Below are 24,619 nucleotides of genomic sequence, written 5' to 3' on the forward strand. Positions count from 1 at the left end.
AGAATAGTAAGCACGCAGGCTATTTGTAGAAAAGGCAGTAAGCCCGCAGGGGCGATGCAAGGGGAAGATCAGACATTATGGCGCGCAGAACGATGCAACTATTATCACCGAAGGTTTTTAATGTGTATGACAGGGAGGGCTGGACTGTCCGCGATGACAGAGACGGCTGCAGATCAGAGTACAAGCCGATGATCAATGATACGCTGAACGGCGCGGTGATCTGGTTCTCACATTACCCGGAAGGGTACTGGAAGCCGGATCACAGGCACAATTGTGCTCACGGGATCTATGTGATCGACGGAGCCCTCCAGATGGGTGAGTCTGTTTTTAAGCCGGAGACCTTTATCTGGAATCCTGCCGGTTATCCGTGCGGCCACGGGGCGGCACCGGGAAAGGAATGCCATTTTCTGTTTGTGGCAAACCGGCCGTTTGACATCGAGTTTCTGGGAGAAGAGGAATCCCGGAGGGAACGTGTCATCCAGGAGCTGAATAAGAAGGAAAATCAGCTGAGAGTTTTCCCTGCCTTCGACAGCGAGGTCTGGTGTGAAAAGGAGGAACCGATCGGCAGCCGGTTCTACGCAAAGCCGCTTCTGATCGATCACGAGACCGGGATGACCGTGGAATATATTCGGTTCCCGGCGGATTTTGAGAGACCTGCCCACAGATACACCTGTGCTTACGGACTTTACATCATCCGGGGCAGGCTGGTGACCTCCTTCGGTGTGTGCACGAAGGGAGATTTTATCTGGTTTCCGCCGCGTTATGTCAATGAAAGATTCCGCACAGATGACGAAGAGTGCCTGGCCCTGATGATCACGAACAGGCAGTACAATGTGGTGATGGTCTGAGCCGCCGGAATGGTTTCGAATTCCATAGGGAAGAGACGGAGTCAGTACAGAGAACGAGAATAAGCGGGGTTAGTATAGAGAATCAGGAGAAAAATATGAAGGATAAGAATCAAAACAGCGAAGATCAGGATAATTATGAAGAGCAGCAGAGGATCACGGAGGAGGGCAATCCGGCGAAGCCTTCGGGCAAGGCCGGGGCGCAGATGCTGCACCGGATGAATGAAAGTCATGACGCCGTGACAAACTGGGGTCTGGACTTTTTGACGTTGCAGTCCCGGGACGTTGTCATGGATATCGGCTGCGGGGGCGGCGCCACGCTGCACAGGCTTTCGGTGAGAGGAGCCGGTTATGTCGTGGGCGTGGACTATTCGGCGGTATCTGTGCATCAGTCGCTGGAGCTGAATCAGGAAGACGTCTCTGATGGAAAAATGTGTGTGCTGCAGGCGTCTGTGGAGGAACTTCCTTTTGATGATGAATTTTTTGATGTGATTACAACGGTGGAAAGCTTCTATTTCTGGCCGGATCCGCAGGAGAGCCTGAAGGAGGTCAGACGTGTGCTGAAGCAGGGAGGTCACTTTATGCTGATCGCGGACATCTACGACAATGGAAAACTGCCGGAAAGCGCGAAGGAAAACATCCGCAGATATCAGATGACAGTCCCGACGGCAGAAGAGTACCGGACGCTGTTCCGTAACGCCGGCTTCTCCGATGTTCTGATTCACACAAAGGACGGGGAGAACTGGATTGCCGTAGAAGGAATCCGGTAAGGAACTTGCCGACCACTGAGTTTTCTAGTAAAGTATGTTGAGGATTGCTCTGTCAGCAGTGATGCTTTTGACAGGCGTATCATGAAAGAAAGTAAAAAATAGTATTGGAGTATTGAACCGATGGATATTGCAAAGCAGATTGCGAAGGAACTGGAGATTGAGCCGTGGCAGGTGGAGGCGGTGATCAGCCTGATTGACGAGGGAAACACAATCCCTTTTATCGCCCGCTACCGGAAGGAAAAGCACGGGGAGCTGAATGACGAGCAGATTCGTAATCTGAGCGAGAGACTGGGGTATCTGCGAAATCTGGAGGACAGAAAGGCAGCTGTACGGTCTTCCATTGAAGAGCAGGGCAAGATGACGGACGAGCTGTCAAAGGCGATTGACGGCGCGGAAACGCTGGTGTCTCTTGAGGATATCTACCGGCCATATAAGCAGAAGCGCCGGACGCGCGCGGTAGTCGCGAAGGAGAAGGGACTGGAGCCTCTGGCGCAGATCATCCTGGAGCAGAAGATTACCCGGCCGGTTGAGGAAGAGGCGAAGGCCTTTATCAGCGAGGAAAAAGGTGTGAAAACCGCTGCGGAGGCAATTGCCGGCGCTTCAGACATCATCGCGGAGATGATCTCCGACAATGCGGATTTCCGCACCGGAATCCGCAGCTTCACGAGAAAGACAGGTATCCTTGTTTCTCAGGCGAAGGATCCGGAGGTGAAGTCGGTCTACGAGATGTATTATGACTTTCAGGAACCGGTATCGAAGATCACGGGTTATCGCGTACTCGCAATCAACCGCGGAGAGAAGGAGAATATCCTGACCGTCCGAATCGAAGTGGATGTGAGAAAAATCATCCTCTTCATTGGTCATACGCTGATCAAAAGCAACAACCAGTATACGATGCCGGTTCTGATCTCCGCCATGCAGGACAGCTACAAGCGGCTGATCGGGCCGGCAATTGAGCGGGAGATCCGCAGTGAGCTGACGGAAAAAGCAGAGGACGGCGCGATCAAGGTCTTTGACAAAAACCTGGAGCAGCTTCTGATGCAGCCTCCGATTGCCGGACAGGTTGTTCTCGGCTGGGATCCCGGATACGCGCACGGCTGTAAGCTGGCGGTTGTGGATGAAACCGGAAAAGTGCTGGATACGGCGATTATCTATCCGGTTCCGCCTTCATCAAACATGAAGCCGAATCAGCGGAAGCTGGAGGAAGCGAAGAAGCTGGTCAAGAACTGGATCCAGAAGTATCATGTCACATTGATTTCATTGGGAAACGGAACCGCGTCCAGAGAGTCCGAGCAGGTCATTGTGGATCTTCTGAAAGAAATTCCGGACTGCAAGGTGCAGTATATGATCACGAACGAGGCAGGTGCCTCCGTATATTCTGCCAGCAAGCTGGCGGCGGAGGAGTTCCCGGATTTTGACGTGGAACAGAGAGGTGCTGCATCCATGGCAAGACGGGTCCAGGATCCGCTGGCCGAGCTGGTCAAGATCGATCCGAAGGCGATCGGGGTGGGTCAGTATCAGCATGACATGAATCAGAAGCGGCTCGGAGAGGCGCTCGGCGGCGTGGTCGAGGACTGTGTAAACCGCGTGGGCGTGGATCTGAATACTGCATCTGCTCCTCTTCTGGAGCATGTGTCCGGCGTCAGCAAGACGCTGGCAAAAAATATTGTCGAGTTCCGCGAGCAGAACGGCCGCTTTGTCAGCCGAAGGGAGCTCTTGAAGGTTCCGAAGCTTGGACCGAAGGCATTTGAGCAGTGCGCGGGCTTCATGAGGATTGCGGGAGGCAGCGAGCCGCTGGACAATACCGGTGTTCATCCGGAAAGCTACGGCGCGGCGGACGCCCTTGTGGACGAGCTCGGTCTGAACAAGGAAGAACTCTTTGCGTCGACCGCGGTTACCGGAGCCGGACAGACCCGGAAATCCGGACAGAAGGTGGTCGTAAAGGATTATCCTTCCATGGCGGAAAAGCTCGGAATCGGCGAGCCGACCCTGCGCGATATTGTAAAGGAGCTGAATGCGCCGGGAAGGGATCCCCGTGAGGATATGCCGAAGCCGATCCTGCGAAGCGATGTCCTCGGCATGGAAGATCTGAAGGTGGGAATGGTTCTCAAGGGAACGGTCCGCAATGTCATCGATTTCGGCGCGTTTGTGGACATCGGTGTTCACCAGGACGGTCTGGTGCACATCTCCGAGATGTCCGATCATAAGTTTGTAAAGCACCCGCTCGATGTCGTCTCCGTCGGGGATGTCGTAGAAGTCAAGGTCATCAGCGTAGATCTCGAGAAAAAACGGATCGGACTTTCGATGAAGATCTGATATATCGATGGAATCATTCGGTGCCATAAATGCAAGTGAAAAATAAGTGACAATAAGCCCCGGAAAGAAATGAAATCTTTCCGGGGCTTATTTACGCGAACAGTGAGCCGCAGCCGAATGCGAAGTATTCGTGTGCGGCGAGCGTCGCGATAGCGAGATAAAACCCGCACAGCGTGTTTTATCTCGTTTACCGCGGTGCATGCAATGTCCTGCGGACCGTGAACAAGAGCATGCAGACCGCTGAAGATACACAGGCAGGGCATATGCAGACCGCTGAAGATACACAGGCAGGGCATATGCAGACCGCTGAAGATACACAGACCGGGCATGTGCAGTCTGCTGAAGACAGACATCCAGGCATATGCAGTCTTGCGTTAGCAGGAAGAAATCAGAAGTAGGTAACGATACCGTACACAACCAGGAATCCGACAATCACCGGAAGCACATACTTGAAGTACCACTTGAGCTTCCCTGAGATCCGGATGCCGGAGCCCTCGTTGACCTCGCTGAGGTAATTCTCAAAGCCCCATCCGTATTTCCAGGTACAGAAGAGAATGATGACAAAGGAGCCGACCGGAAGACAGATGTTGCTGACGAAGAAGTCCTCCATGTCCATGATTGTGTTGCCTGCCCTAAGCGGCTGGAAGCTGCTCCAGAGGTTAAAGCCGAGGGCGCAGGGGATTGAGCCGAGCGCGATGAGGATTCCGTTGATGAGTCCTGCCTTTTTGCGGGGCGTGTGGTGCAGGTCGATGGCGAATGCCTGAAGGTTCTCGAACACACCGATCATCGTGGAGAGCGCCGCGAAGAACAGGAAGATGAAGAACAGTGTTCCCCACAGTCTGCCCAGAGCCATCGAGGAGAAGACTCTCGGCAGGGTCAGGAAGATCAGGCTCGGACCGGCGTCCGGTGAGATGCCGTAGGCAAAGCATGCCGGGAAGATGATCAGACCCGCCGTGATGGCGACAAAGGTGTCCAGGCATGTCACGATGACGGCTTCCCCTGCGAGGCGCTTGGTCTTGTCGATGTAGCTTCCGAAGATCTCCATGCCTCCCATACCGATGCTCAGGGTGAAGAAGCTCTGATTCAGAGCGGCGTACATGACGTTCCACACGCCCGCCTTCTTGATGTTGCTGATGCTCGGCTTCAGATAGAAGGAAAAGCCCTTGCCGGCGCCGGGAAGAGTCAGGCTGCGGATTCCGAGAACGATCATGATCAGAATCAGGGCGATCATCATGATTTTCGTGATTTTTTCAACACTGCCCTGAAGCCCGTTGCTGCAGACCACGGCGGTTATAAGAACAATGATGAGCATAAAGCCCGTCAGAATCGCCGGTGAGGAGATCATGTGGGCGTAGACGGATGTGATCTCCACGGTGCTCTTTCCATCAAAGCGCCCGGCGGCCATCTGTACCGCATAGTAAAGGATCCATCCCGATACGACGGAGTAGAACATCAGAAGCACATAGTTTCCCGCCATAGACAGATAGCCCATCAGATGCCATTTCGTTCCTTTTTTCTCGAGCATGCGGTACGCGGGAAGAATACTTCTGCGGCTGGCCCGGCCCATGGAGTATTCCATGGTCATGATCGGAATTCCGAGAATCAGCAGAAAGACGATGTAAATCAGCACGAAGAATCCGCCGCCGTACTTACCGGTTATGTAGGGGAATCGCCACACATTGCCGATTCCGATGGCACAGCCCGCCGACAGCAGAATGAATCCAAGTCTGGATCCAAGCGTTTCTCTTTTTTCCATATTTCCCCCAAAGTGTAAATGATAAAATTATAGAAGTTCGGTTGTTTCCCTTTCCTTCCGGCGTTTTCTGCGCACGCTGTTGATATGCCGTTCGAAGTCTCCGCTGTTGATCAGGTCTGTCAGGACATACTGCTCAAAGGTGGGGACGGTGCTTGAATAGAAGCCGACCTTCGTCTGAAACTGTCCCACAAGCTCCTCCGGCAGGATCATATATCCGATACGGATGGAGGGTGAGACGGTTTTGGAAAAAGTGTTCAGATAGATCACGGTCTTCATGGGCTCCAGGGAGAAGAGCGTGTCTTCGGCCTTGGAGGATACCGTGAATTCCGAATCAAAATCATCCTCGATGATGGTTCCGTTTCTGTCTGCCGCCCACCGGATGTATTCCCTCCGCTTGGAGGCAGAAGCTGTGATGCCACTCGGGAAACTGTTGAAGGGCGTCACATGAAGAACGGTGGCCTTTGTGGCCGCGAGCTCGGTGCTCAGGATACCCGCGGGTCCCATTTTGAGCATATCGCAGACGACACCGTTCGCCGCGTACATGCGGCGGATTTTCTCATAAGAGGGATCTTCGAGAGCGTAGATCCGGTCATGGCCGAGCAGCTGAACGATCAGGCTATACAGGTATTCCGCTCCGGATCCGATGATGACCTGAGACGGTTCGATGCGGATGCCGCGGCTTCTGGCCAGATAGGATGCGATCGCAATCCGCAGCTCGGGAATGCCGCTTCCGGGAGACTTGACCAGAACCTTCTCTCCCTGACAGGTCAGAACCCTGCGCATAGTCCGCGCGAGGATGCTGTACGGAATGCCGTCAGAGCTGTCCGAAACACCGGAGCGCATCGTCTCATCCAGCACATCACGTTCCTGGCGTTTCAGCCGTTTCTCGGAAAAACGCGGCGGATAAGGATGCGTGTGACTACCGGCGCCTCCTCCGCGCGCGGTCATTCCCGCCACGGGAACGACGTCCGCTTCCCGGTAGCAGACATAATAGCCGCTTCGCTCCCTCGACTCAACGTAGCCCTCGTCACACAGGATCGCGTAGCTGTGCTCGACGGTGATGATGCTTACTCCTACCTCGGAGGTGACCAGTCGTTTGGAGGGCAGTTTCGTGCCGTAGGGATAGGCTCCTGTCACAATGTCCTCCCGCATCTGCAGATAGAGCTGCATATAGGCGGGCTGTTTGGAATTTCGGTCGATTGAGTATCGCATGGCAGTTTACTGAAAACGGTGATTGCGCCGGTTTACAGCGCAACAGTTTAACGCGAAAAACACTTCCATGATTATATACGAAACGTGAATGAATTTCAATTTTTTTGGGAGAATACTACACTGCGGCAACTGCGGTCGGGAAAACCTCCCGGAGCAGGTCTGATTTACGCGAACAGAGAGCCGCAGCCGAATGCGAAGTATTCGTGTGCGGCGAGCGTCGCGATAGCGAGATAAAACTCGCGCAGCGTGTTTTATCTCGTTTCGAATCATAGCCGGGGCTGCTTGAAGTTGCCGACGAGTTTTTCGGATTTCACGACATTTATGATGGCGTGTGGATCTGCCCGGCGTATCACTTCAATAGCTTCGCTTGCCTCGTAGCTGGATGTGACGGCAAGCAGAAGACTGGTCTTTTCACCAGTATAGCCTCCGGTGCCGTCCAGAATGGTGACGCCATGGTCAAAGCGCCGGAGATAGGCGTTTGTGACATCGGTCTTGTGCTTGGTGAATATCTGAAGCACGACCCGTTTGTAGCGGTTGTGGAAGGTATTAATCATCCGGGTGGATATGAACTGAAAAATGATGGAATAGCCGGCCTGGCCCCATCCTGCGACCGATCCGAAGATTGCCAGCTGCAGGCAGTTGAAGAAAAAGACCTGCATCCAGATCTCATTCCCCGTCTTGTTTGATACATAGAGGGCGATGAAATCTGTTCCTCCGGTGGAACCGCCGCCCTGAAGGGCAATCGTGGTGCCCGCACCCCAGATCACACCGCCAAAGATTACATTGAGAATTTCCTGGTCGAAGATCCGGTAGTGAGGGAACAGATGCATGAACAGAGACAGCATCAGAATCTGGATCAGGGACAGCAGGACAAATCGCTTTGATATATGGCGGATGCAGAAAAGCGCGACCGGAATATTGAGCCCCAGATACACAACGATCAGGGGAACATTTACATGGAACAGGCCGCCGACGACATGTGTCAGACGGGAGATGCCCATGACTCCGCCCGGGAGCAGGTTGGCTTCTTCAATCAGCAGGTTATTGCCGCAGGCCATGATAAAAGAGGAAAGAATCATGGCGCCCAGAGAGAACATATTTCTTCTGGTGAATATTTTGTTTTCAGTCATAGCGGGTTCTCCTCGTTACTTTTGTTTCCTTCGATTTGTAATCTGAAGGATACGGAATTTCTACATCTCGATTGTTCGATAAAAGCTTTTGACTCTTGAATGGATGTAAATATGATGGTAAATCTGAAGGATATCGAATTTCTACAGCTCTATTGTACAGGAAAAGATATCTGAAAGGAAAGTATCCGGAGGGAATTCTTTCAAGGAATTAACGGACCTGTTGATCGGTCCGGGAGGTGGCTTGACGTTATTTAACCCGAGATGGAGATTAACGTGAGTGAACCCGGTCTATGAGTAAATGTGAAGAACCCAGTCCATGAGTAAATGTGGACGGCCCCAGCCTGTGAGAAAATGTGGACGGTCCTGGTGTGGGGGTTACTGTGACTGAATCGGGGCGGGATGTGCGTTGTTTGCGTGGAAGTTCGATGGAAAATGCTGCGCGATACCAATTGGGAAGAAAATTTAGGCATATGTGTGCCTCAGCAGGGCGAAAATGTGAAATATCTGGCAGAATGTGAAAAAAATATCGTGCCGGGTTGATTTGATGTGTATTTATGGTATCATATAAAGACACGCTTCTTTTACACTTTAAAGCGCGAAAATAGATTCGGAACGATCCGATCATGAAACAAGGAGAAAAGACACTATGGAAATGCAGATGAATTTTATCCGGAAACTTCCGACACCGCAGGAGCTGAAGGCGGAGTTTCCGCTTGACCAGAGGCTGAAGGATATCAAAGAGCAGAGAGACCAGGAGATCGAAGCTATCTTTACCGGGAAGGATGACCGCTTCCTTCTGATTATTGGGCCCTGCTCTGCGGACAATGAAGATGCTGTTCTGGATTATATGAACCGTCTGGCAAAAGTACAGGAAAAGGTGAAGGACAGAATCTTCATCATTCCCCGTGTCTATACGAATAAACCGAGAACGCTCGGCACCGGATATAAGGGAATGCTGCATCAGCCGGATCCCGAGGGCAAGGAGGATATGCTCGCGGGCATCATCGCGATCCGGGATATGCACACGAGAGTGATCCGGGAGACCGGCTTCACCTGCGCGGAGGAGATGCTCTATCCGGAGAATCACAGATATCTGTCGGATCTGCTGTCCTATGTGGCGGTCGGCGCGCGCTCCGTGGAGGATCAGCTGCACCGCCTCGTGGCGAGCGGCATCGGCATCCCTGCAGGAATGAAGAATCCGACCTCCGGCGATCTGACGGTTATGATGAATTCCATCACAGCGGCTCAGTCCAGACAGAAGTTCCTTTACAGGGGATGGGAGGTTCAGACGACGGGAAATCCGATGGCACATGCTATTCTCCGCGGATATGTTGACAAATTTAACAACAGTATGCCAAATTATCATTATGAGGATCTTCGGAATGTCTGCGAGCTCTATGCGGAGCGGGATCTGAAGAACCCGGCGGTGATCGTGGACTGCAATCATGCGAATTCCGGCAAAAAATACATTGAGCAGATCCGTATTGCCAAGGACGTTCTTCACAGCATGCATGTATCCGAAGACATTCACAGGATGGTGAAGGGACTCATGATCGAGAGCTATCTGGAAGATGGAAACCAGAAGATCGGTGAGGGCATCTATGGAAAATCAATCACAGATCCCTGCCTTGGCTGGGAGAAGTCCGAGAAGCTGATCTGCGAGCTGGCGGAACTGGTATAAGCTGACAGAACGCTCAGAAAATAAACAGACCAGAATAGCGCGTTCAGAACACTCAGAAGATAAACAAACCCAAACAGAGCGTTCAGAAAACAAACAAACGAACCGGCGCAGCCTGCAGGACTGTGCGAAGAAGAGTAAGTGAATGTTAACAGATAAGACGCAGAAAACTGAAAGAGATAAAACCGCGTATCCGGATTCGCGGGAGGCGCTTGCCGGGCAGATTCTGCAGTTCGTGCGGGACAAACTGATCACGGAGATGCCCTATCTGAACCGGGCGCTCCTGGCGATGCCGGTGGTCTTTTATACACCGTCCGCAGAGAAAGCTGATGGACCGGGAGACAGGACGAATTCGGCTCCGAAGGGCGATCATGAAAAGAAGACCATCGGGGAAAAGCTCGCCGGAAGTCTGCTCGGTATTGATGCCGGCGGGTACCGTTTGGCGGATCTTCCTGCGGGCATCGGAACCAACGGCAGCTACATTTACTGTGATGCGGAATCAGTGATCCGGTTGTTTCGAGAGGACCGGATCCGACTGATCCGAACCTGCCTTCACATGATTTTCCACTGTCTCTTTCGGCATCCGTTCCGGTATGCAAGACTGGAGACGGGGCTGTGGGACCTGGCTGCCGATATCGCCGCGGAAAACGCGGTGGAGGAGTGCGGCCTTCGTGATCTGGAGCTCCCGGAAGACTGGGAGCGCAGAAACCGGATCCGCCAGCTGCGCAGATACACAGAGAAGATGACCGCCGAGAGCCTTTATCGTTTGTTCCTTGGAGAATCTGTACCGGAAAAGGACGGCAATGTTCCGGGAGAAAATCAGGTCACGAAGGATGGCAATGTTCGGGGAGAGAATCTGGCCTCGAAGGACGGCAATGTTCCGGGAGAAAATCTGGTGTCGGAAGAGGACAATGCTCATAGAGAGAATGGTGTTGAGGAGCTCCGTGAGCTCTTTCGTTTTGATCTGCACGAGCCATGGCTGATGGAAGATCATGTCTGGAAGGAGATGATCATCCGCCGGGGCGGAGATTCGGTCGGACAGAAGTGGCAGACCATCAGCAGCGGCGTGCAGAAGGATATGGAGTCCTTCGAGAAGAACCAGGCAAGAGTTCCGGGTGGATTGAAAAAGGTTTTTCACGAGCAGTACCGCAAAAGCGGAGAGTATGAGTCGTTTCTCCGGAAGTTTGCGAGATCGGCGGAAGAGATTCACGTCAACCCGGATGAATTTGACTATATCTATTATACCTATGGCATGCAGCTGTACCGGAACATGCCGCTGATCGAGCCGCTTGAATATCGGGAGACCATGAAGATCCGTGATTTTGTCATCGCGCTGGATACCTCTGGCTCCTGCCAGGGATCGACGATCCGTAACTTTCTCCACAAGACATGGTCCGTGCTGAAAACAACAGAAAGCTTTACAGAACGGATGAATCTTCATATTATACAATGTGACAGCGACATACAGGAGGACAGAAAGATAACCTCCGATGAAGAGTTTGAGCGGTACATGAAGAGCATTGAGATTTCCGGGTCCGGAGGAACAGACTTCCGGCCCGTGTTTGAACGGGTAGACCAGATGAGAGCTTCCGGGGAACTGAGAAATCTCCGGGGACTCCTTTATTTCACGGACGGATACGGGACGTTTCCGCTGCGGAAACCAGAGTATCAGACGGCGTTTATTTTTGTCAGAGAAGGATTTGAGATTCCGAAGGTGCCGTCGTGGGCGATGAGGCTCGTTCTGGACGCGGAAGACCTTGGTTAGCGGAAGCAAAGCTGAAGATGCGTGAGCAGTAAGCCGCGTCCACCGGGCACGCATCGCAAAAGTGCTGACAGGCTGGCGGAACAGGCCCTGAAAAAGAAAACGTAATACAAACGGAGACGCAAAAAGAGTCAGAGATACAGAAAGAGACAGGAATGAATATACAGCAGGCAAAGGAACAGATTCGTCAGGCAGTCATGATCTATCTGATGAAGGATGAATATGGAAATTACAGAATTCCTCTGGAGAGGCAGAGACCGGTGTTCCTGATCGGCGCGCCGGGAATCGGAAAAACTGCAATCATGGAACAGATCGCGAGGGAGCTTGATATCTCCCTCGTCTCATATTCCATGACGCACCACACGAGACAGAGTGCTCTCGGTCTGCCGTTTATCTCCCGCAAGAGCTATCAGGGCGAGGCCTGCAATGTTTCCGAATATACGATGAGTGAGATTATCGCCTCCATGTATGAAAACATGGAGAAATCCGGAAAGAAGGAGGGTATCCTGTTTCTGGATGAGATCAACTGTGTATCGGAAACGCTCGGTCCTTCCATGCTTCAGTTTTTACAGTACAAGACCTTCGGCAATCATCAGATTCCGCGGGGTTGGGTCGTGGTGACTGCCGGCAATCCACCGGAGTACAACCGCTCGGTGCATGAGTTTGATATCGTCACACTGGACCGCCTTAAGGTCCTGAAGGCGGAGCCGGACTATGCCACATGGAAGACCTATGCAGAAAAGCAGGGAATTCACAAGGCGATTCAGTCTTATCTGGATATCAATCCGGATGATTTCTATTCGATCGAGACGACAATTGACGGCAAGAATTACGTGACGGCGCGCGGCTGGGAAGATCTCTCCGAGGCAATTTTTCTCTATGAGGAACAGAGTTTCCCGGTTGATGAGATGCTGATCGGACAGTATCTGCACCATCCGAGAATCGCCGCGGAATTTGCAACGTATTATCAGCTGTACCGGAAGTACCGGGAAGACTACCAGGTCCGCCGCATTCTGGACGGGACCGCGGAGAGCCAGATCGTGGCGAGAGCGGGGAAGGCACCCTTTGATGAGAGGATCACGCTTCTTGGGCTTCTGACGGAGGCGCTGCTGCCGGAAATCCGGCAGAACGTGCGGGAGGAAGACTGTCTGAAGGGTCTGCACGCCGGACTGGCTGAGATCGGTGCCGGGATACAGGAAAAAAATGCGCGGTCCGTCTCGGAGCTTCTGACAGAAGCTATGCAGAAAGAAGAGCAGAAGCTGGAGGAGCTGACGGCGGCAAACGGGATCACAGACGATGAGAGGCTCCGGAGGCAGTACCCCATCGCCTTTGCCGGGGAGTGTCTGAAGGATTTTCGTCTGGAGAAGCCTGCGGGATCCGACAAAGAATTTGAAATTGTAAAAAGAATTTTCTCGGGGCGCGTCAGCTCTATGAAGGAGGAGACCTCCCGGATCAGCAGGGAGATTTCCAACGTATTCGATTTTGTCAGCCGCGCCTTCGGCGACGGGAATGAAATGCTTCTCCTGGTGACAGAGCTCACGGTCAACGATTACAGCGTCCGTTTTCTCAGTGCGCACGGGAATGAGGAATATTTCCGCTACCATAAAAAGTTCATGCTTTCCGAGAGGGAAAAGGAACTTTCCCGGGAAGTGAATGCGATTTAAGGCAGAATGATACAGGGAAAGGGAACTCTCCCGGCAAGCAAATGCGATTTAAGGCAGAATGGTACCGGGAAAATGAATGCAATGCGAGAAAGAATGGTGCCGGGAAGTGAATGTGTTGTGAAGCAGATTGGAATAGCGCATGGTATCGATAGATAAGTATTTAAAAAAAGACGCAATTCTGTTAAAATATGCACGTAGCGCGGGAGAAAACGAGACAGACAGAATAAAACTTCAGAATTCCGGCACGATTCTTGTGTTTCCGGTTGAGAATACCTACATGATGAATGATCTGCTCACCGGGTTCGGCAGAAACGGGAAGGAGTATGATTTCTCGGTCTATGACAGGGTGCTCGACCGTACCTGGATGGATTCCAGGAGAGTGGAAATGATTCTGATGCGTCTGAAGTATCCGGAGGATCTCGCCCCGGAGAAGGCGGCGGAGTACCGCGGCAGAATCAATGAAAAGCTGGAGGAAATTCTGCGTCATCTCGCGGCTGACCGGAATCTCCCTGTGCTGAAACTTCTGGCGGAAGAGGGATTTTTCAGTGCGGAGAATATTGAGGGCTGCATTAAAACTCTCGAAAGAGCCGGTGAGAGAGAAATGATGCTCTGGCTGATGAACTGGAAGAATCAGGAGATCGGAAGCGACGCGTTTGATTTTTCACTCTGATGCGGCAGGCACGCGTATATGCAGTGGATTGCTGAGATGCGCGCCGCGGAATAAATGATGAATATGATTGAGTGGTTAATAAATCAGGATGATTGTTCCGCAGAGGCAGAATCTGCCTTTCGGATGAATCATAAATCAACTATTTAAATTTTTTCAAAAGGAGGAGCCGGTTATTCCGGCGAGTGGAGATGGAGAAAATTTTCAAACTCAAAGAGCACGGCACAACCGTGAGAACCGAGATCATCGCTGGTCTCACAACTTTCCTGACGATGGCTTACATCCTTGCCGTCAACCCGAATATTCTGGGTACGGTTATGGATCGGAGCGGAGTATTCGTCGCAACAGCTCTTGCTTCGGCGATCGCTACCTTCATCATGGGATTCTTCGCAAATTACCCGATTGCTCTTTCCGCAGGTCTCGGCCTGAACGCGTATTTTGCTTATACCGTATGTCTGGGCGAACTTGGAGGACAGGCAGATGCATTCACAATCTGTCTGACTGCTGTATTTATTGAGGGCATTATCTTTATCATCATGTCCCTGTTCAAGGTACGTGAGCAGATCATCAACGGAATCCCGGCAAACCTGAAGAACGGTATCTCCGCAGGTATCGGACTGTTCGTAGCGTTCATCGGTCTTCAGAATGCGAACATCGTCGTTGCAAATGATTCCACAAAGGTTGGCCTTGGAGACTTCAGCAAACCGGATGTCGCCCTGGCGCTGATCGGATTCATCATCATCCTGATCCTGGTGCATTACAATGTAAAGGGTTCTGTACTGATCGGCATTATCGTTACCTGGGTTCTCGGAATGATCGCACAGGCAGCCGGCTGGTATGTCGTTGACGTTGACGCGGGCGTTTACAGTGTATTCCCGAACTTCTCCGCAGGTCTTCAGCTCGGAGGCATCGCGAACACGGCGTTCAAGTTTAATTTCGCATGGGCAGGACAGCACCTGATTCAGTTCATCGCGATCATGTTCAGTTTCCTGTATGTAGATCTCTTTGATACTGTTGGAACGGTTGTCGGCGTTGCGGACAAGGCGGGACTTCTGGATGAGGACGGAAATCTTCCCCGTGTAGGCCGTGTACTTATGTCTGATGCTATTGGTACTGTTGCAGGTGCCTGCCTTGGTACATCCACGATTACTTCCTTCGTAGAGTCCAGTGCAGGTGTCGCTGCAGGCGGACGCACCGGTCTGACCGCGGTTACAACCGGCGTGATGTTCATCCTGTCCCTGTTCCTGAGCCCGATCTTCCTTGCAATTCCGAGCTTTGCTACAGCACCGGCTCTTCTGTACGTCGGCATGCTGATGATCTCGTCAGCGAAGAAGATTGAATTTGACGGAGATATCGCTGATACGGCAGCCGCGTACATGGCGATGCTGATGATGCCGCTGGCGTACTCCATCGCGACAGGTATCATGTTCGGTATCCTGTCATGGGTTATTCTGAAGGTATTCGAGAAGAAGGCAAAGGATGTCAGCCCGGTAATGTGGGTGGTATTCGTTCTGTTCTGCCTGAGGATTGTATCTCTGGTTACAAACTTCTCGTAAATCAGACAATCAGATCCATCGATTAAATTCAGGCATTAAATCCGGTGTTAAATATGCTTGGTAATAATTAACAGCAATGCATGGCAGTGAAATGAATTGCAATGCGGCGAAGGGGCTGTCGCGTCATCTGATGCGACAGCCCTTTCGCTGCTTAAAAGCCTTATAAAATTCATCTGTGTACCAAACCGTCCGCCAGAACAGGCATTTCCCCCTGCGCTGCAACGGTTTATACAATTCATCCAAGTGTCACGACGACATTTACGTCAGTTTTACCCTGGACAGGAGGAATCACATTGCCTTCGATCGGAGTGCCGTCTATCGTCAGGGATTTCACACCCTTCTGCACATGAGCGGAGTTGTCCACGGTGATGTGGTATCTGACGCCGCGGAAGGTGCGGTCAATGGTGTATCCCTCCATGTTGTCAGGAATGCACGGATCAATTTTCAATCCGTGGAAGGTAGGCTGAACACCGAGGATGTACTGACTCATGGCCGTGAAGGTCCACGCGGCGGTGCCGGTGAGCCAGCTGTTTTTGCCCTCTCCGAAGGTTGGCGCGTCAATGCCGGCGACCATCTGACAGTACACATAGGGTTCTGTGCGGTGAATCTCGCTGATCTCTTCGAGATAGATCGGGCAGGTCTTGCGGAACACCTCGAAGGCGCGGTTGCCGTGGCCGAGAACGGTCTCCGCGCAGGCAATCCACGGATTGTTGTGACAGAAGATCCCTGCGTTTTCCTTATACCCCGGAGGATAAGAGGAAATTTCACCGAGCTCGACATGATATTTTGTGTAAGCCGGCTGCAGCAGGACGATGCCGTATTTTGTCTCGAGCTTCTGCTCAACACTTTTGAGTGCGGTTTCGGCCTTTCCGTCCTCTACTCCGACACCTGCCATTACGCACATGCCCTGAGGCTCGATATAGATCTGGCCCTCTTCACAGGTATGGCTCCCGACAGGCTTGCCATATGCGTCATAGGCACGGATAAACCAGCTGCCGTCCCATCCGGCATCTTCGATGGCGGTCTCCATTTCCCTCACATTCCTGCGGACTTCCGCAGCTTCTTCATCAAGACCGGTCTGATCACACAGTTCTGCATATTCCGTTCCGTATTTGACATACATTCCCGCGATAAAAACAGACTCTGCCACCGGTCCCTCGCTCGGACCGAAGGTCTGAAAGCTTTCGCCGGGTTCCTCTGAGAAACAATTCAGATTCAGACAGTCATTCCAGTCAGCGCGGCCGATCAGCGGAAGACTGTGGGGCCCCCGGTGTGTTGAGGTGAAGCGGAAGCTTCTTCTCAGGTGCTCCATCAGCGGAACGGCCCTGGAAAAATCGCAGTCAAAGGCGCATTTTTCGTCCAGAATTGAGAAATCGCCGGTTTCTCGGATGTATGCACAGACCGCGGCAATCAGCCACAGAGGGTCGTCGTTAAAGCCCCCGCCGATGTCCGCGTTTCCTTTTTTGGTCAGAGGCTGGTACTGATGGTACGTGCTGCCATCCTCGAACTGGGTATTCGCGATATCGATGATCCGTTCACGCGCTCTTTCGGGGATCAGATGGACGAATCCCAGAAGATCCTGACAGGAATCCCGGAATCCCATTCCCCTCCCGAGACCGCTTTCGAAATAGCTGGCGCTGCGGCTCATATTGAAGGTCACCATGCACTGATACTGGTTCCAGATGTTCACAAGGCGGTTCAGCTTTTCATCATCGGTGTGCACGGTATAGGTGGATAACAGCCGGTTCCAGTAATCCTTCAGTTCCTGAAAAGCCTGATCAACCTGTTCATCGGTCTGATATTTTGCAAGAAGCTCATTTGCCGGCTTCTTGTTGATGACATTCGGGGCCTCGAACTTCTGATCCTTCGGATTCTCACAGTATCCCAGAACGAAAATAAAGCTTTCCGAGGCACCTGGCGCGAGATCGACCTTGAGATGGTGGCTTCCAACCGGTTGCCAGCCGTGTGCAATGCTGTTCCTGCTTTCTCCTGCAAGCACTGCCTCGGGATTGGCGAAGCCGTTGTAGAGTCCGATGAAAGCTTCTCTGCTGGTATCGAATCCGGCGATATCGCGGTTCACCGAATAGACGGCATAGTGGTTCCGGCGCTCGCGATACTCGGTTTTGTGGTAGATCGTATTCCCGAGTACCTCTACCTCACCGGTGGAAAAATTGCGCTGGAAGTTTGAAGCGTCGTCCTGTGCGTTCCAGAGACAGAACTCTACGAAGCTGAACAGATCCAGATGCCGCTGGGAAGAGGAGTTGTTTGTCAGAATGATGCGGTTGATCTCACAGTTGTCATGAATCGGTACAAATGCCTGAAGCGTAGCCTCGATCTGATTTTTGCTGCCGGTGATAATGGTGTATCCCAGACCGTGGCGGCAGGAATAGCTGTCGAGTTCGGTCTGTGTCGGCTGCCAGCCGGGATTCCAGATGGTATCCCCGTCTTTAATATAGTAATAACGTCCGCCGTTATCGAGAGGACAGTTATTGTAGCGATATCTGGTGAGACGCAGGAGCTTCGCGTCTTTATAGAAGGAATATCCTCCAGCCGTATTTGAAATCAGGCTGAAAAAATCCTGCGAACCCAGATAATTGATCCAGGGAAGGGGAGTACGGGGAGTGCTGATTACGTACTCTTTGTTCGCGTCGTCAAAGTGTCCGAATTTCATCTGATATCCTCCTTTCAGATTCAGGTGGTTCTGTATATGCATACATAATATAAGACGGGTCTCTTGCGTGCGCGGCGTGACAGCCGGCTTTGTAATCGTCAGGATTCATCATCTGTCAGGTCTCTTGCGCCTGCCGCAACAGGCGGCATTGTAATCGTGAAGATTCATCATCTGTCAGATCTCTTGCGCGTGTCGTTACAGCCGTCCAGACTGGATTTTCGAAGAATCTGTACGAATACGTTTTCGTAACTAGTTTTAGCTCATTATAAGCTTCAATTATTTGAAAGTAAATAGCGAAAACGTTTTCAAAGACAAAGTATATGTAAACTAAACAAAAATATCGGAATATAATTGTGAAATGACAATAATTGACGAATAACCGAAAACGATTTAGAATGAGGTCAACGAAAACGATTAAGCGAGACGGACCAAAGGAGAGATCAGGTCATCATGGTGACGATTAAAGACTTATCAAAACTGTGCGAAGTTTCTCCGGCGACGGTCAGCAAGGCGTTGAACGGCTACGGAGACGTAGGAAAAGAGACGACGGAGCGGATCCTGAGGGCAGCCCGGGAGATGCATTACATGCCGAACGCAGCCGCGAGACAGCTGAAGACCAATATCTCGCATAATATCGGAGTCGTATTTGAGGACGAGACCATGAGTGGTCTGACCCATGAATATTTTTCGCAGATTCTGAACAGCGCGAAGAATACGGTAGAAGCTCTCGGGTATGACATTACGTTTATCAGCCAGACGATCGGCGGGAGATCCTTCACGGAACACTGCAGATACCGCAAGTGTGACGGGGTGCTGATCGCCAGTGTGGACTTCACAAGCCCCGCGGTGCGGGAACTGATTGACAGTGAGTTTCCCACGGTAACGATAGACTATACGTTTAATAATCACAGCTGTGTGATGAGTGACAATGTGAACGGTGCGTACCGGCTGGTGCATTACCTCTATGATAAGGGACACCGGAAGATCGCATTTATCCACGGAGAACAGACGTCGGTTACACAGAAACGGCTGAGCGGATTCTACAAGGCGTGCGGTGAACTCGGAATCGATGTGCCTGAGGACTATGTCATCGAGGGCAGGTATCACGACACAAGGGTATCGGGGGAGGCGACGCGCCGGCTTATGGAGCTGAAAGACCCGCCAACCGCGATCATGTACCCGGATGATTTCTCGTATATCGGCGGAAGCAATCAGTGTGAACGAATGGGGATTTCCATTCCGGGAGACCTGAGCGTGGTCGGATACGATGGCATCAATCTGTCGCAGGTGATTCGCCCGAAGCTTACCACGTGGTATCAGGACGCGGCAAAGATCGGAGAAGTCTCCGGGAGAAAGCTGGTTGAGTCCATCGAGCACAAGAAGAGCTGCATCGCAGAGGAGCTGCTCGTTGAGGGAAAGTTGCTGGAAGGACAGACGGTCAGAGATATTTCCGGAGATCCGCAGACTGCCGTGTAAGCGGTGTGCCGGATCGGGGTAACCGGGAAGTAAACGGGATCGTCTTCCATGGGACTTCCGTGTAAGCACTGTGAATGTGTCAGACGGGCGGTTGAATTGCAGAAAGTCCCGCCGCGAAAGCACGGATCAGATATACAGGCAATAATATTGCACCCAGATGTAATTAATACATAGAGGTAACCTGTCGTTTTGTATATCTAAAAAGAACTCTGTATCAAAATCCAAATTATGACAGCAGAGCTATTTAATGTAAGGGAGGAAAAAACATGAAGAAACGTATGAGAACATTACTCAGTCTTGCAATGGTGGCGGCACTGGTAGTGCCGATGGCAGCGTGCGGCAGCAGCTCCACGGCTTCATCATCCGCGGCATCCTCGTCCGGATCGTCCGCAAGCAGTGCAAGTACATCTGCTTCTTCCGGTGCGGCGGAAGAGACCACGGCTGCATCCTCAAGCTCGGCGGCTGAGGCGACGTCTTCGTCTGCAGATGCTTCCGGAGAGGGAACCGTTCTGAATATCCAGTGCTGGAATGATGAGTTCGCAAATCGTCTTGCGGCTCACTATCCGGGATTTGAGGCTGCTGATCCGAATGATGCCACGAAGGGCGGCAAGATCGGCGACGTTACCGTGAAATTTACCGTTACTCCTTCCGATGACAATGCATACCAGAACAATCTGGATACCGTACTTCCGCAGAACGCGGATGCATCAGCGGACAAGAAGGTTGATATCTTCCTGGTAGAAGCGGATTACGCGCTGAAGTATATTGACGCTGACGCGGATGTTGCGATGAAGCTCTCAGACCTTGGCATTACCGATGACGATCTCTCCAAGCAGTATCAGTATACAAAGGATGTCGTGACGGACGCGAACGGAGATATCCGCGGTTCTTCATGGCAGGCATGCTCCGCAGGACTGATCTTCAACCGTGATATCGCGAAGAAGGTTCTCGGAACAGACGATCTGGACGCGGTTCAGGATGCGGTTTCCAGCTGGGACAAATTCAATGAGACCGCCAAGAAGGTAAAGGATGCGGGCTATCAGATGTGCTCCGCTATGGATACCTATCGTGTATATTCCAACAACGTTTCCGGACCGTGGGTTCAGGACGGCAAGGTTGTGGTTGATGACAACATCAAGGCATGGGCAGATGATTCCAAGGCTCTTGTAGACGCAGGCGAGGAGAACTCCTATGAGCTGTGGTCTGACGACTGGTCAAAGGGATTCTTCAAGGATACTCCGGTATTCTGCTACTTCGGACCGGCATGGCTGATCAACTTCTCGATGCACAGCGATGAGGACGGATCCGTCGGCAAGGACGGCGGCTGGGGTCTGGTAACAGGACCGCAGGGCTTCTACTGGGGCGGCACATGGATCTGCGCGGCAAATGGAACGGACAACCCGACGCTTGTAAAGGACATCATCCTGAACATGACGACAAACGATGATATCATGAAGGAAATCGCTGTTGATGATTCTGACTGTGTAAACAACAAGACCGTTCTGGATGCTCTCGCAAGCGACGAGTCCTTCGGAAACCCGATCCTCGGCGGACAGAATCCGTACGCGATGCTGTCAGCAGGTGCTGAGAAGGTAGATATGAGCAACATCTCCATTTACGATCAGGGATGCAACGAGGAATTCCAGACCGCTATGAAGAACTACTTCGATGGAAATGCTTCCTATGACGATGCACTGGCGCAGTTCAAGAGCGCAATTCAGGAGAAATATCCGGATGTCAGCGTAGACTGACGGAAGGAAAAGGAAAGGAGCGATGGATCCGTGAAAGCTTAAGGATCCGTCGTCCCGGTCGGGGATCTGCTCTGACGGATCCCCGTTTTTATACGCAGATATAAATCGGAGCCATTTGAGTCGGGAGGTCAGGGTATGGAAAAACATAAGAAAAGCAGGATCAAAAGGCATAACCGGTACGGATATATTTTTCTGATACCCTTTATGGCAGTGTTTGTAATCTTTCAGATGATTCCGCTGGTTTCTACCATTTACAACAGTTTTTTTGAAAATTACAGATCGGGTCTGAAGCAGATCGGACCGAATTTCATCGGACTTGCAAATTACGCAAAGCTGTTTACGAGCGGTGATCTGCCGAAGTATTTCGCGAACACCATGATCATGTGGGTGCTTGGATTTGTGCCCCAGATCGTAGTCTCACTGGCGCTTGCAGCCTGGTTCACCGATCCGTCCCTGCACTTGAAAGCGCAGAGATTTTTCAAGACTGTGATTTATCTCCCGAACCTGATTATGGCATCGGCGTTTGCCATGCTGTTTTTCACCCTTTTTGCGGACAGCGGGCCTGTCAATTCGATTCTGATGTCTCTGCACCTGATTGTGAAGCCTTATAAGTTCATGTCTCATATCGGAAGCGTCCGGGGTATGGTCGCGTTTATGAACTTCCTGATGTGGTTCGGCAACACGACGATCCTCCTGATGGCAGGTATGCTGGGCATCGACTCGTCGCTGTTTGAGGCGGCCGAGGTAGACGGCGCCAATGCGAGACAGATTTTCTTCCGCATTACGATGCCGATTCTGAAACCGATTTTTGTGTATGTCATGATCACATCCCTGATCGGCGGCCTGCAGATGTTCGATGTTCCACAGATCCTGACGAACGGAAGCGGAGATCCGATGCGTTCTTCGATGACGCTTATCATGTATCTGAATAAGCATCTGTACAGCAAGAACTACGGAATGGCCGGTGCCCTGTCGGTGATTCTGCTGATCATTACCGGTTTACTGAGTATGGTTGTGTTCAAGACAACAGCGGACAAGCAGGACTGAAAGGAGGGGACAGGAGATGGCTGCAGTACAAAATAACGAAGAAAAAACAGCGAAGGGAACTGTCAGGGGAAGAAGAATTTTTTCCTATATAATACTCATCCTTCTGACCTTCCTGTGTCTGATCTGGTTCTACATTCTGTTCATCAATACCACCAGATCAAACGGTGAGCTGGGCAAAGGGTTCACGCCGATACCGAGTTCACATTTAATTGAGAATCTGTACAATATGCTGCACGGATCGCTTCCCTTCGTGCGGGGCATGCTCAATTCGCTGATCATTGCCGGCCTCAGCGCCCTGTGCAGCACGTATTTCAGCACGATGACCGCATATGCGATTCACGCGTATGATTTCAAGGGCAAGAAGGCCATTTATACCTTTATCCTTGCAATCATGATGATACCGACGCAGGTGTCCGCGCTTGGTTTTGTACAGCTGGTCAGCAAGATGAATCTGATGGATCACTATCTTCCGCTTGTGGTTCCGGCTGTCGCGTCGCCGATAGTATTCTTCTATATGAAGCAGTACATGGACTCGAATCTTCCAGGCTCTCTTCTGGAGGCCGCGAGGATCGACGGAGCCGGTGAATTCCGGATCTTCAACACCATTGTCATGCCGCTTATGAAACCGGCAATCGCGGTGCAGGCGATCTTCACCTTTGTCAACAGCTGGAACAATTACTTCACTCCCGCGCTGATTCTGCACAAGGAAAGCATGAAGACCCTTCCCGTGCTGATTGCGGAGCTTCGTTCCGCAGATTGGCTGAAGTTTGATATGGGACAGGTATATGCGGCTATCACCTTCTCCATCTTCCCGGTCATCTTCGTATATCTCTTCCTCTCGAAGTATATCGTCGGAGGAGTTACGGCCGGAGGTGTGAAAGGCTGATCCGGTATATAACAGGAGTTACGGACGGAGGCGTGAAAGGCTGATCCGGTATATATCCGGAAATTGAATACTGATTCAGAAAGAGGCTGTGAAAGCGGGTACGCTTGAGCAGCCTCTTTGTTTACGCGAACAGTGAGCCGCAGCCGAATGCGAAGTATTCGTGTGCGGCGAGCGTCGCGATAGCGAGATAAAACTCGCGCAGCGTGTTTTATCTCGTTGTGCCCGGGAAAGTTTTTCTGTATATGCACCGCGACACAGCGAAATTCGTCGTCAGTATGATTGCCGCTTGCGGGCATGACGGTTTTCTGTATACGCACCGCTTAAGTTCTTGCCGTACATAGATGGGGCGAAAGTAACTGGGCGGGTGGAGCTTTAGAAAGTAGTGCGGGTATGCATTGCGCGGCAACAAAGGGTTGTGCTATGATAAAACTATCTATGCAAAAAGGACATGAAACAATGAATTATATTGTCTTTGATCTTGAGTGGAACCAGAGCCCCTACGGCAAAAGCCGGGAGGTGAAGCGTCTTCCGTTTGAGATTATTGAGATCGGGGCCGTAAAGCTGGATGAGAACCGGGAGATTGTCGATACGTTTCAGCGTGTGATACGGCCGGTTGTCTACAAATCTTTGAATTACCGCACGCGGGAGATTGTGCATATCGGCAGAGAAGAACTGAAGAACGGCGATTATTTTCCGGATGCGGTCCGGCAGTTCCTGGCCTGGGCCGGTCCGGAATCGATTTTCTGCACCTGGGGCACCGTTGATCTGACGGAGCTTCAGCGAAATATGAAATATTATCAGGTGCTTGAACTGCTGAAGGGACCGCTTCATTACTATGATGTTCAGAAACTGTTCGCGGTCCAGTTCGAGGACATGAAGAGCCGCAGAGCACTGGAATACGGGATTGATTACCTGAAGCTCGGAAAGGACGAGGAATTCCATCGGGCGCTGGCTGATGCCAGGTATACCGCGCTGATTTTTCAGAAGATCGATATGGATGTTGTGCTTGCCTACGACTCCATCGACGTATATCAGAACCCGAAGAAGAAAACCGAGGAAATTCACACGATTTATAACGGGTACAGCAAATACATCTCCAGGGAGTTCAAAACCAAGGAGGAAGCGATGAAGGATCCGGAGGTCTGCAGTACCTACTGCTGCAGATGCGGAAGGAAGTCCCGGAAGAAGATGCGCTGGTTTTCCGTGAATTCGCGGAACTACTACAGCGTGGCCTGGTGTCCGGAGCACGGTTATCTGAAGGGAAAGATCCGGATGAAGCATACCGATGAGGGAAGGGTCTACGTGGTGAAGACCATCAAGATCAGCAGTGAGGCTGAGGCGGATGTGATCCGCAGCAAGCGGGACGGACTTCGCGCGAGAAGGCGCAAAAAAAGGCATGAAACCAGTGGAATGGCTTGACAATGCTTCAGCC

17 protein-coding genes are annotated in these 24,619 nt (G+C 51.7%); 13 read left to right on the top strand and 4 right to left on the bottom strand.

Features of this window, described 5'->3' with window-relative positions:
* Positions 1 to 122: 122 nt before the first annotated feature.
* The 3 genes from ACTQ1O_RS07450 (at position 123) to ACTQ1O_RS07460 (ending at position 3,931) form a co-directional block, all read left to right on the top strand.
* Complete coding sequence (locus ACTQ1O_RS07450) at positions 123 to 848, top strand: hypothetical protein (protein WP_441486734.1); 726 nt, start codon at positions 123 to 125, stop codon at positions 846 to 848.
* A gap of 95 nt (positions 849 to 943) precedes the next feature.
* Entirely contained in the window at positions 944 to 1,615 is a 672-nt protein-coding gene (locus ACTQ1O_RS07455; protein ID WP_441486735.1) for a class I SAM-dependent methyltransferase, read from the top strand.
* Positions 1,616 to 1,735: 120 nt separating this feature from the next.
* Positions 1,736 to 3,931: a Tex family protein gene (locus ACTQ1O_RS07460; protein ID WP_441486736.1), complete on the top strand. Its 2,196-nt coding sequence runs from the start codon at positions 1,736 to 1,738 to the stop codon at positions 3,929 to 3,931.
* 388 nt (positions 3,932 to 4,319) lie between these two features.
* On the opposite strand, the gene ACTQ1O_RS07465 is transcribed toward ACTQ1O_RS07460, so the two are convergent.
* From ACTQ1O_RS07465 to ACTQ1O_RS07475, 3 genes are all read right to left on the bottom strand, one after another.
* Positions 4,320 to 5,687 carry a sodium-dependent transporter gene (locus tag ACTQ1O_RS07465; protein WP_441486737.1) on the bottom strand — a complete coding sequence of 456 codons (1,368 nt, stop codon included), beginning with the start codon at positions 5,685 to 5,687 and terminating at the stop codon, positions 4,320 to 4,322.
* A gap of 27 nt (positions 5,688 to 5,714) precedes the next feature.
* On the bottom strand, positions 5,715 to 6,899 hold the full coding sequence (gene pdxR, locus ACTQ1O_RS07470; protein WP_441486738.1) for a MocR-like pyridoxine biosynthesis transcription factor PdxR: 1,185 nt from the start codon (positions 6,897 to 6,899) through the stop codon (positions 5,715 to 5,717).
* A gap of 266 nt (positions 6,900 to 7,165) precedes the next feature.
* Positions 7,166 to 8,029, bottom strand: a complete 864-nt coding sequence (locus tag ACTQ1O_RS07475; RefSeq protein ID WP_441486739.1) for a YitT family protein — start codon at positions 8,027 to 8,029, stop codon at positions 7,166 to 7,168.
* Positions 8,030 to 8,675: 646 nt separating this feature from the next.
* Between ACTQ1O_RS07475 and ACTQ1O_RS07480 the strand changes: the two genes are divergently transcribed.
* The 5 genes from ACTQ1O_RS07480 (at position 8,676) to ACTQ1O_RS07500 (ending at position 15,356) form a co-directional block, all read left to right on the top strand.
* The gene (locus tag ACTQ1O_RS07480; RefSeq protein WP_441100446.1) at positions 8,676 to 9,710 is read left to right on the top strand and encodes a 3-deoxy-7-phosphoheptulonate synthase; all 1,035 of its coding nucleotides are present in this window, start codon (positions 8,676 to 8,678) and stop codon (positions 9,708 to 9,710) included.
* A 142-nt stretch (positions 9,711 to 9,852) separates the two neighbouring features.
* Positions 9,853 to 11,472 (top strand): vWA domain-containing protein, encoded by a 1,620-nt coding sequence (locus tag ACTQ1O_RS07485; protein ID WP_441486740.1) that lies wholly within the window; start codon positions 9,853 to 9,855, stop codon positions 11,470 to 11,472.
* A 152-nt stretch (positions 11,473 to 11,624) separates the two neighbouring features.
* The gene (locus tag ACTQ1O_RS07490) at positions 11,625 to 13,133 is read left to right on the top strand and encodes an ATP-binding protein (RefSeq protein ID WP_441486741.1); all 1,509 of its coding nucleotides are present in this window, start codon (positions 11,625 to 11,627) and stop codon (positions 13,131 to 13,133) included.
* A 139-nt stretch (positions 13,134 to 13,272) separates the two neighbouring features.
* A complete protein-coding gene (locus ACTQ1O_RS07495) occupies positions 13,273 to 13,803 on the top strand; it encodes a hypothetical protein (RefSeq protein WP_441486742.1) in 531 nt (176 codons plus the stop codon).
* Positions 13,804 to 13,991: 188 nt separating this feature from the next.
* Complete coding sequence (locus ACTQ1O_RS07500; protein ID WP_441486743.1) at positions 13,992 to 15,356, top strand: NCS2 family permease; 1,365 nt, start codon at positions 13,992 to 13,994, stop codon at positions 15,354 to 15,356.
* A gap of 235 nt (positions 15,357 to 15,591) precedes the next feature.
* Here ACTQ1O_RS07500 and ACTQ1O_RS07505 read toward each other — a convergent pair whose 3' ends face one another.
* Positions 15,592 to 18,027 carry a GH36-type glycosyl hydrolase domain-containing protein gene (locus ACTQ1O_RS07505; protein WP_441486744.1) on the bottom strand — a complete coding sequence of 812 codons (2,436 nt, stop codon included), beginning with the start codon at positions 18,025 to 18,027 and terminating at the stop codon, positions 15,592 to 15,594.
* A gap of 450 nt (positions 18,028 to 18,477) precedes the next feature.
* On the opposite strand from ACTQ1O_RS07505, the gene ACTQ1O_RS07510 reads away from it, so the two are divergent.
* The 5 genes from ACTQ1O_RS07510 (at position 18,478) to ACTQ1O_RS07530 (ending at position 24,606) form a co-directional block, all read left to right on the top strand.
* Positions 18,478 to 19,503, top strand: a complete 1,026-nt coding sequence (locus ACTQ1O_RS07510) for a LacI family DNA-binding transcriptional regulator (RefSeq protein ID WP_441486745.1) — start codon at positions 18,478 to 18,480, stop codon at positions 19,501 to 19,503.
* Between the two features lie 266 nt (positions 19,504 to 19,769).
* Positions 19,770 to 21,254 (top strand): carbohydrate ABC transporter substrate-binding protein, encoded by a 1,485-nt coding sequence (locus tag ACTQ1O_RS07515; RefSeq protein ID WP_441486746.1) that lies wholly within the window; start codon positions 19,770 to 19,772, stop codon positions 21,252 to 21,254.
* A 135-nt stretch (positions 21,255 to 21,389) separates the two neighbouring features.
* The gene (locus ACTQ1O_RS07520) at positions 21,390 to 22,301 is read left to right on the top strand and encodes a carbohydrate ABC transporter permease (protein ID WP_441486747.1); all 912 of its coding nucleotides are present in this window, start codon (positions 21,390 to 21,392) and stop codon (positions 22,299 to 22,301) included.
* 16 nt (positions 22,302 to 22,317) lie between these two features.
* Positions 22,318 to 23,187: a carbohydrate ABC transporter permease gene (locus ACTQ1O_RS07525; RefSeq protein WP_441486748.1), complete on the top strand. Its 870-nt coding sequence runs from the start codon at positions 22,318 to 22,320 to the stop codon at positions 23,185 to 23,187.
* Positions 23,188 to 23,643: 456 nt separating this feature from the next.
* Positions 23,644 to 24,606, top strand: a complete 963-nt coding sequence (locus ACTQ1O_RS07530) for an exonuclease domain-containing protein (RefSeq protein WP_441476536.1) — start codon at positions 23,644 to 23,646, stop codon at positions 24,604 to 24,606.
* Positions 24,607 to 24,619: the final 13 nt, after the last annotated feature.

Source organism: Bilifractor sp. LCP21S3_A7 (genome assembly GCF_052118825.1).
In the GTDB taxonomy this organism is placed as follows: domain Bacteria; phylum Bacillota; class Clostridia; order Lachnospirales; family Lachnospiraceae; genus Bilifractor.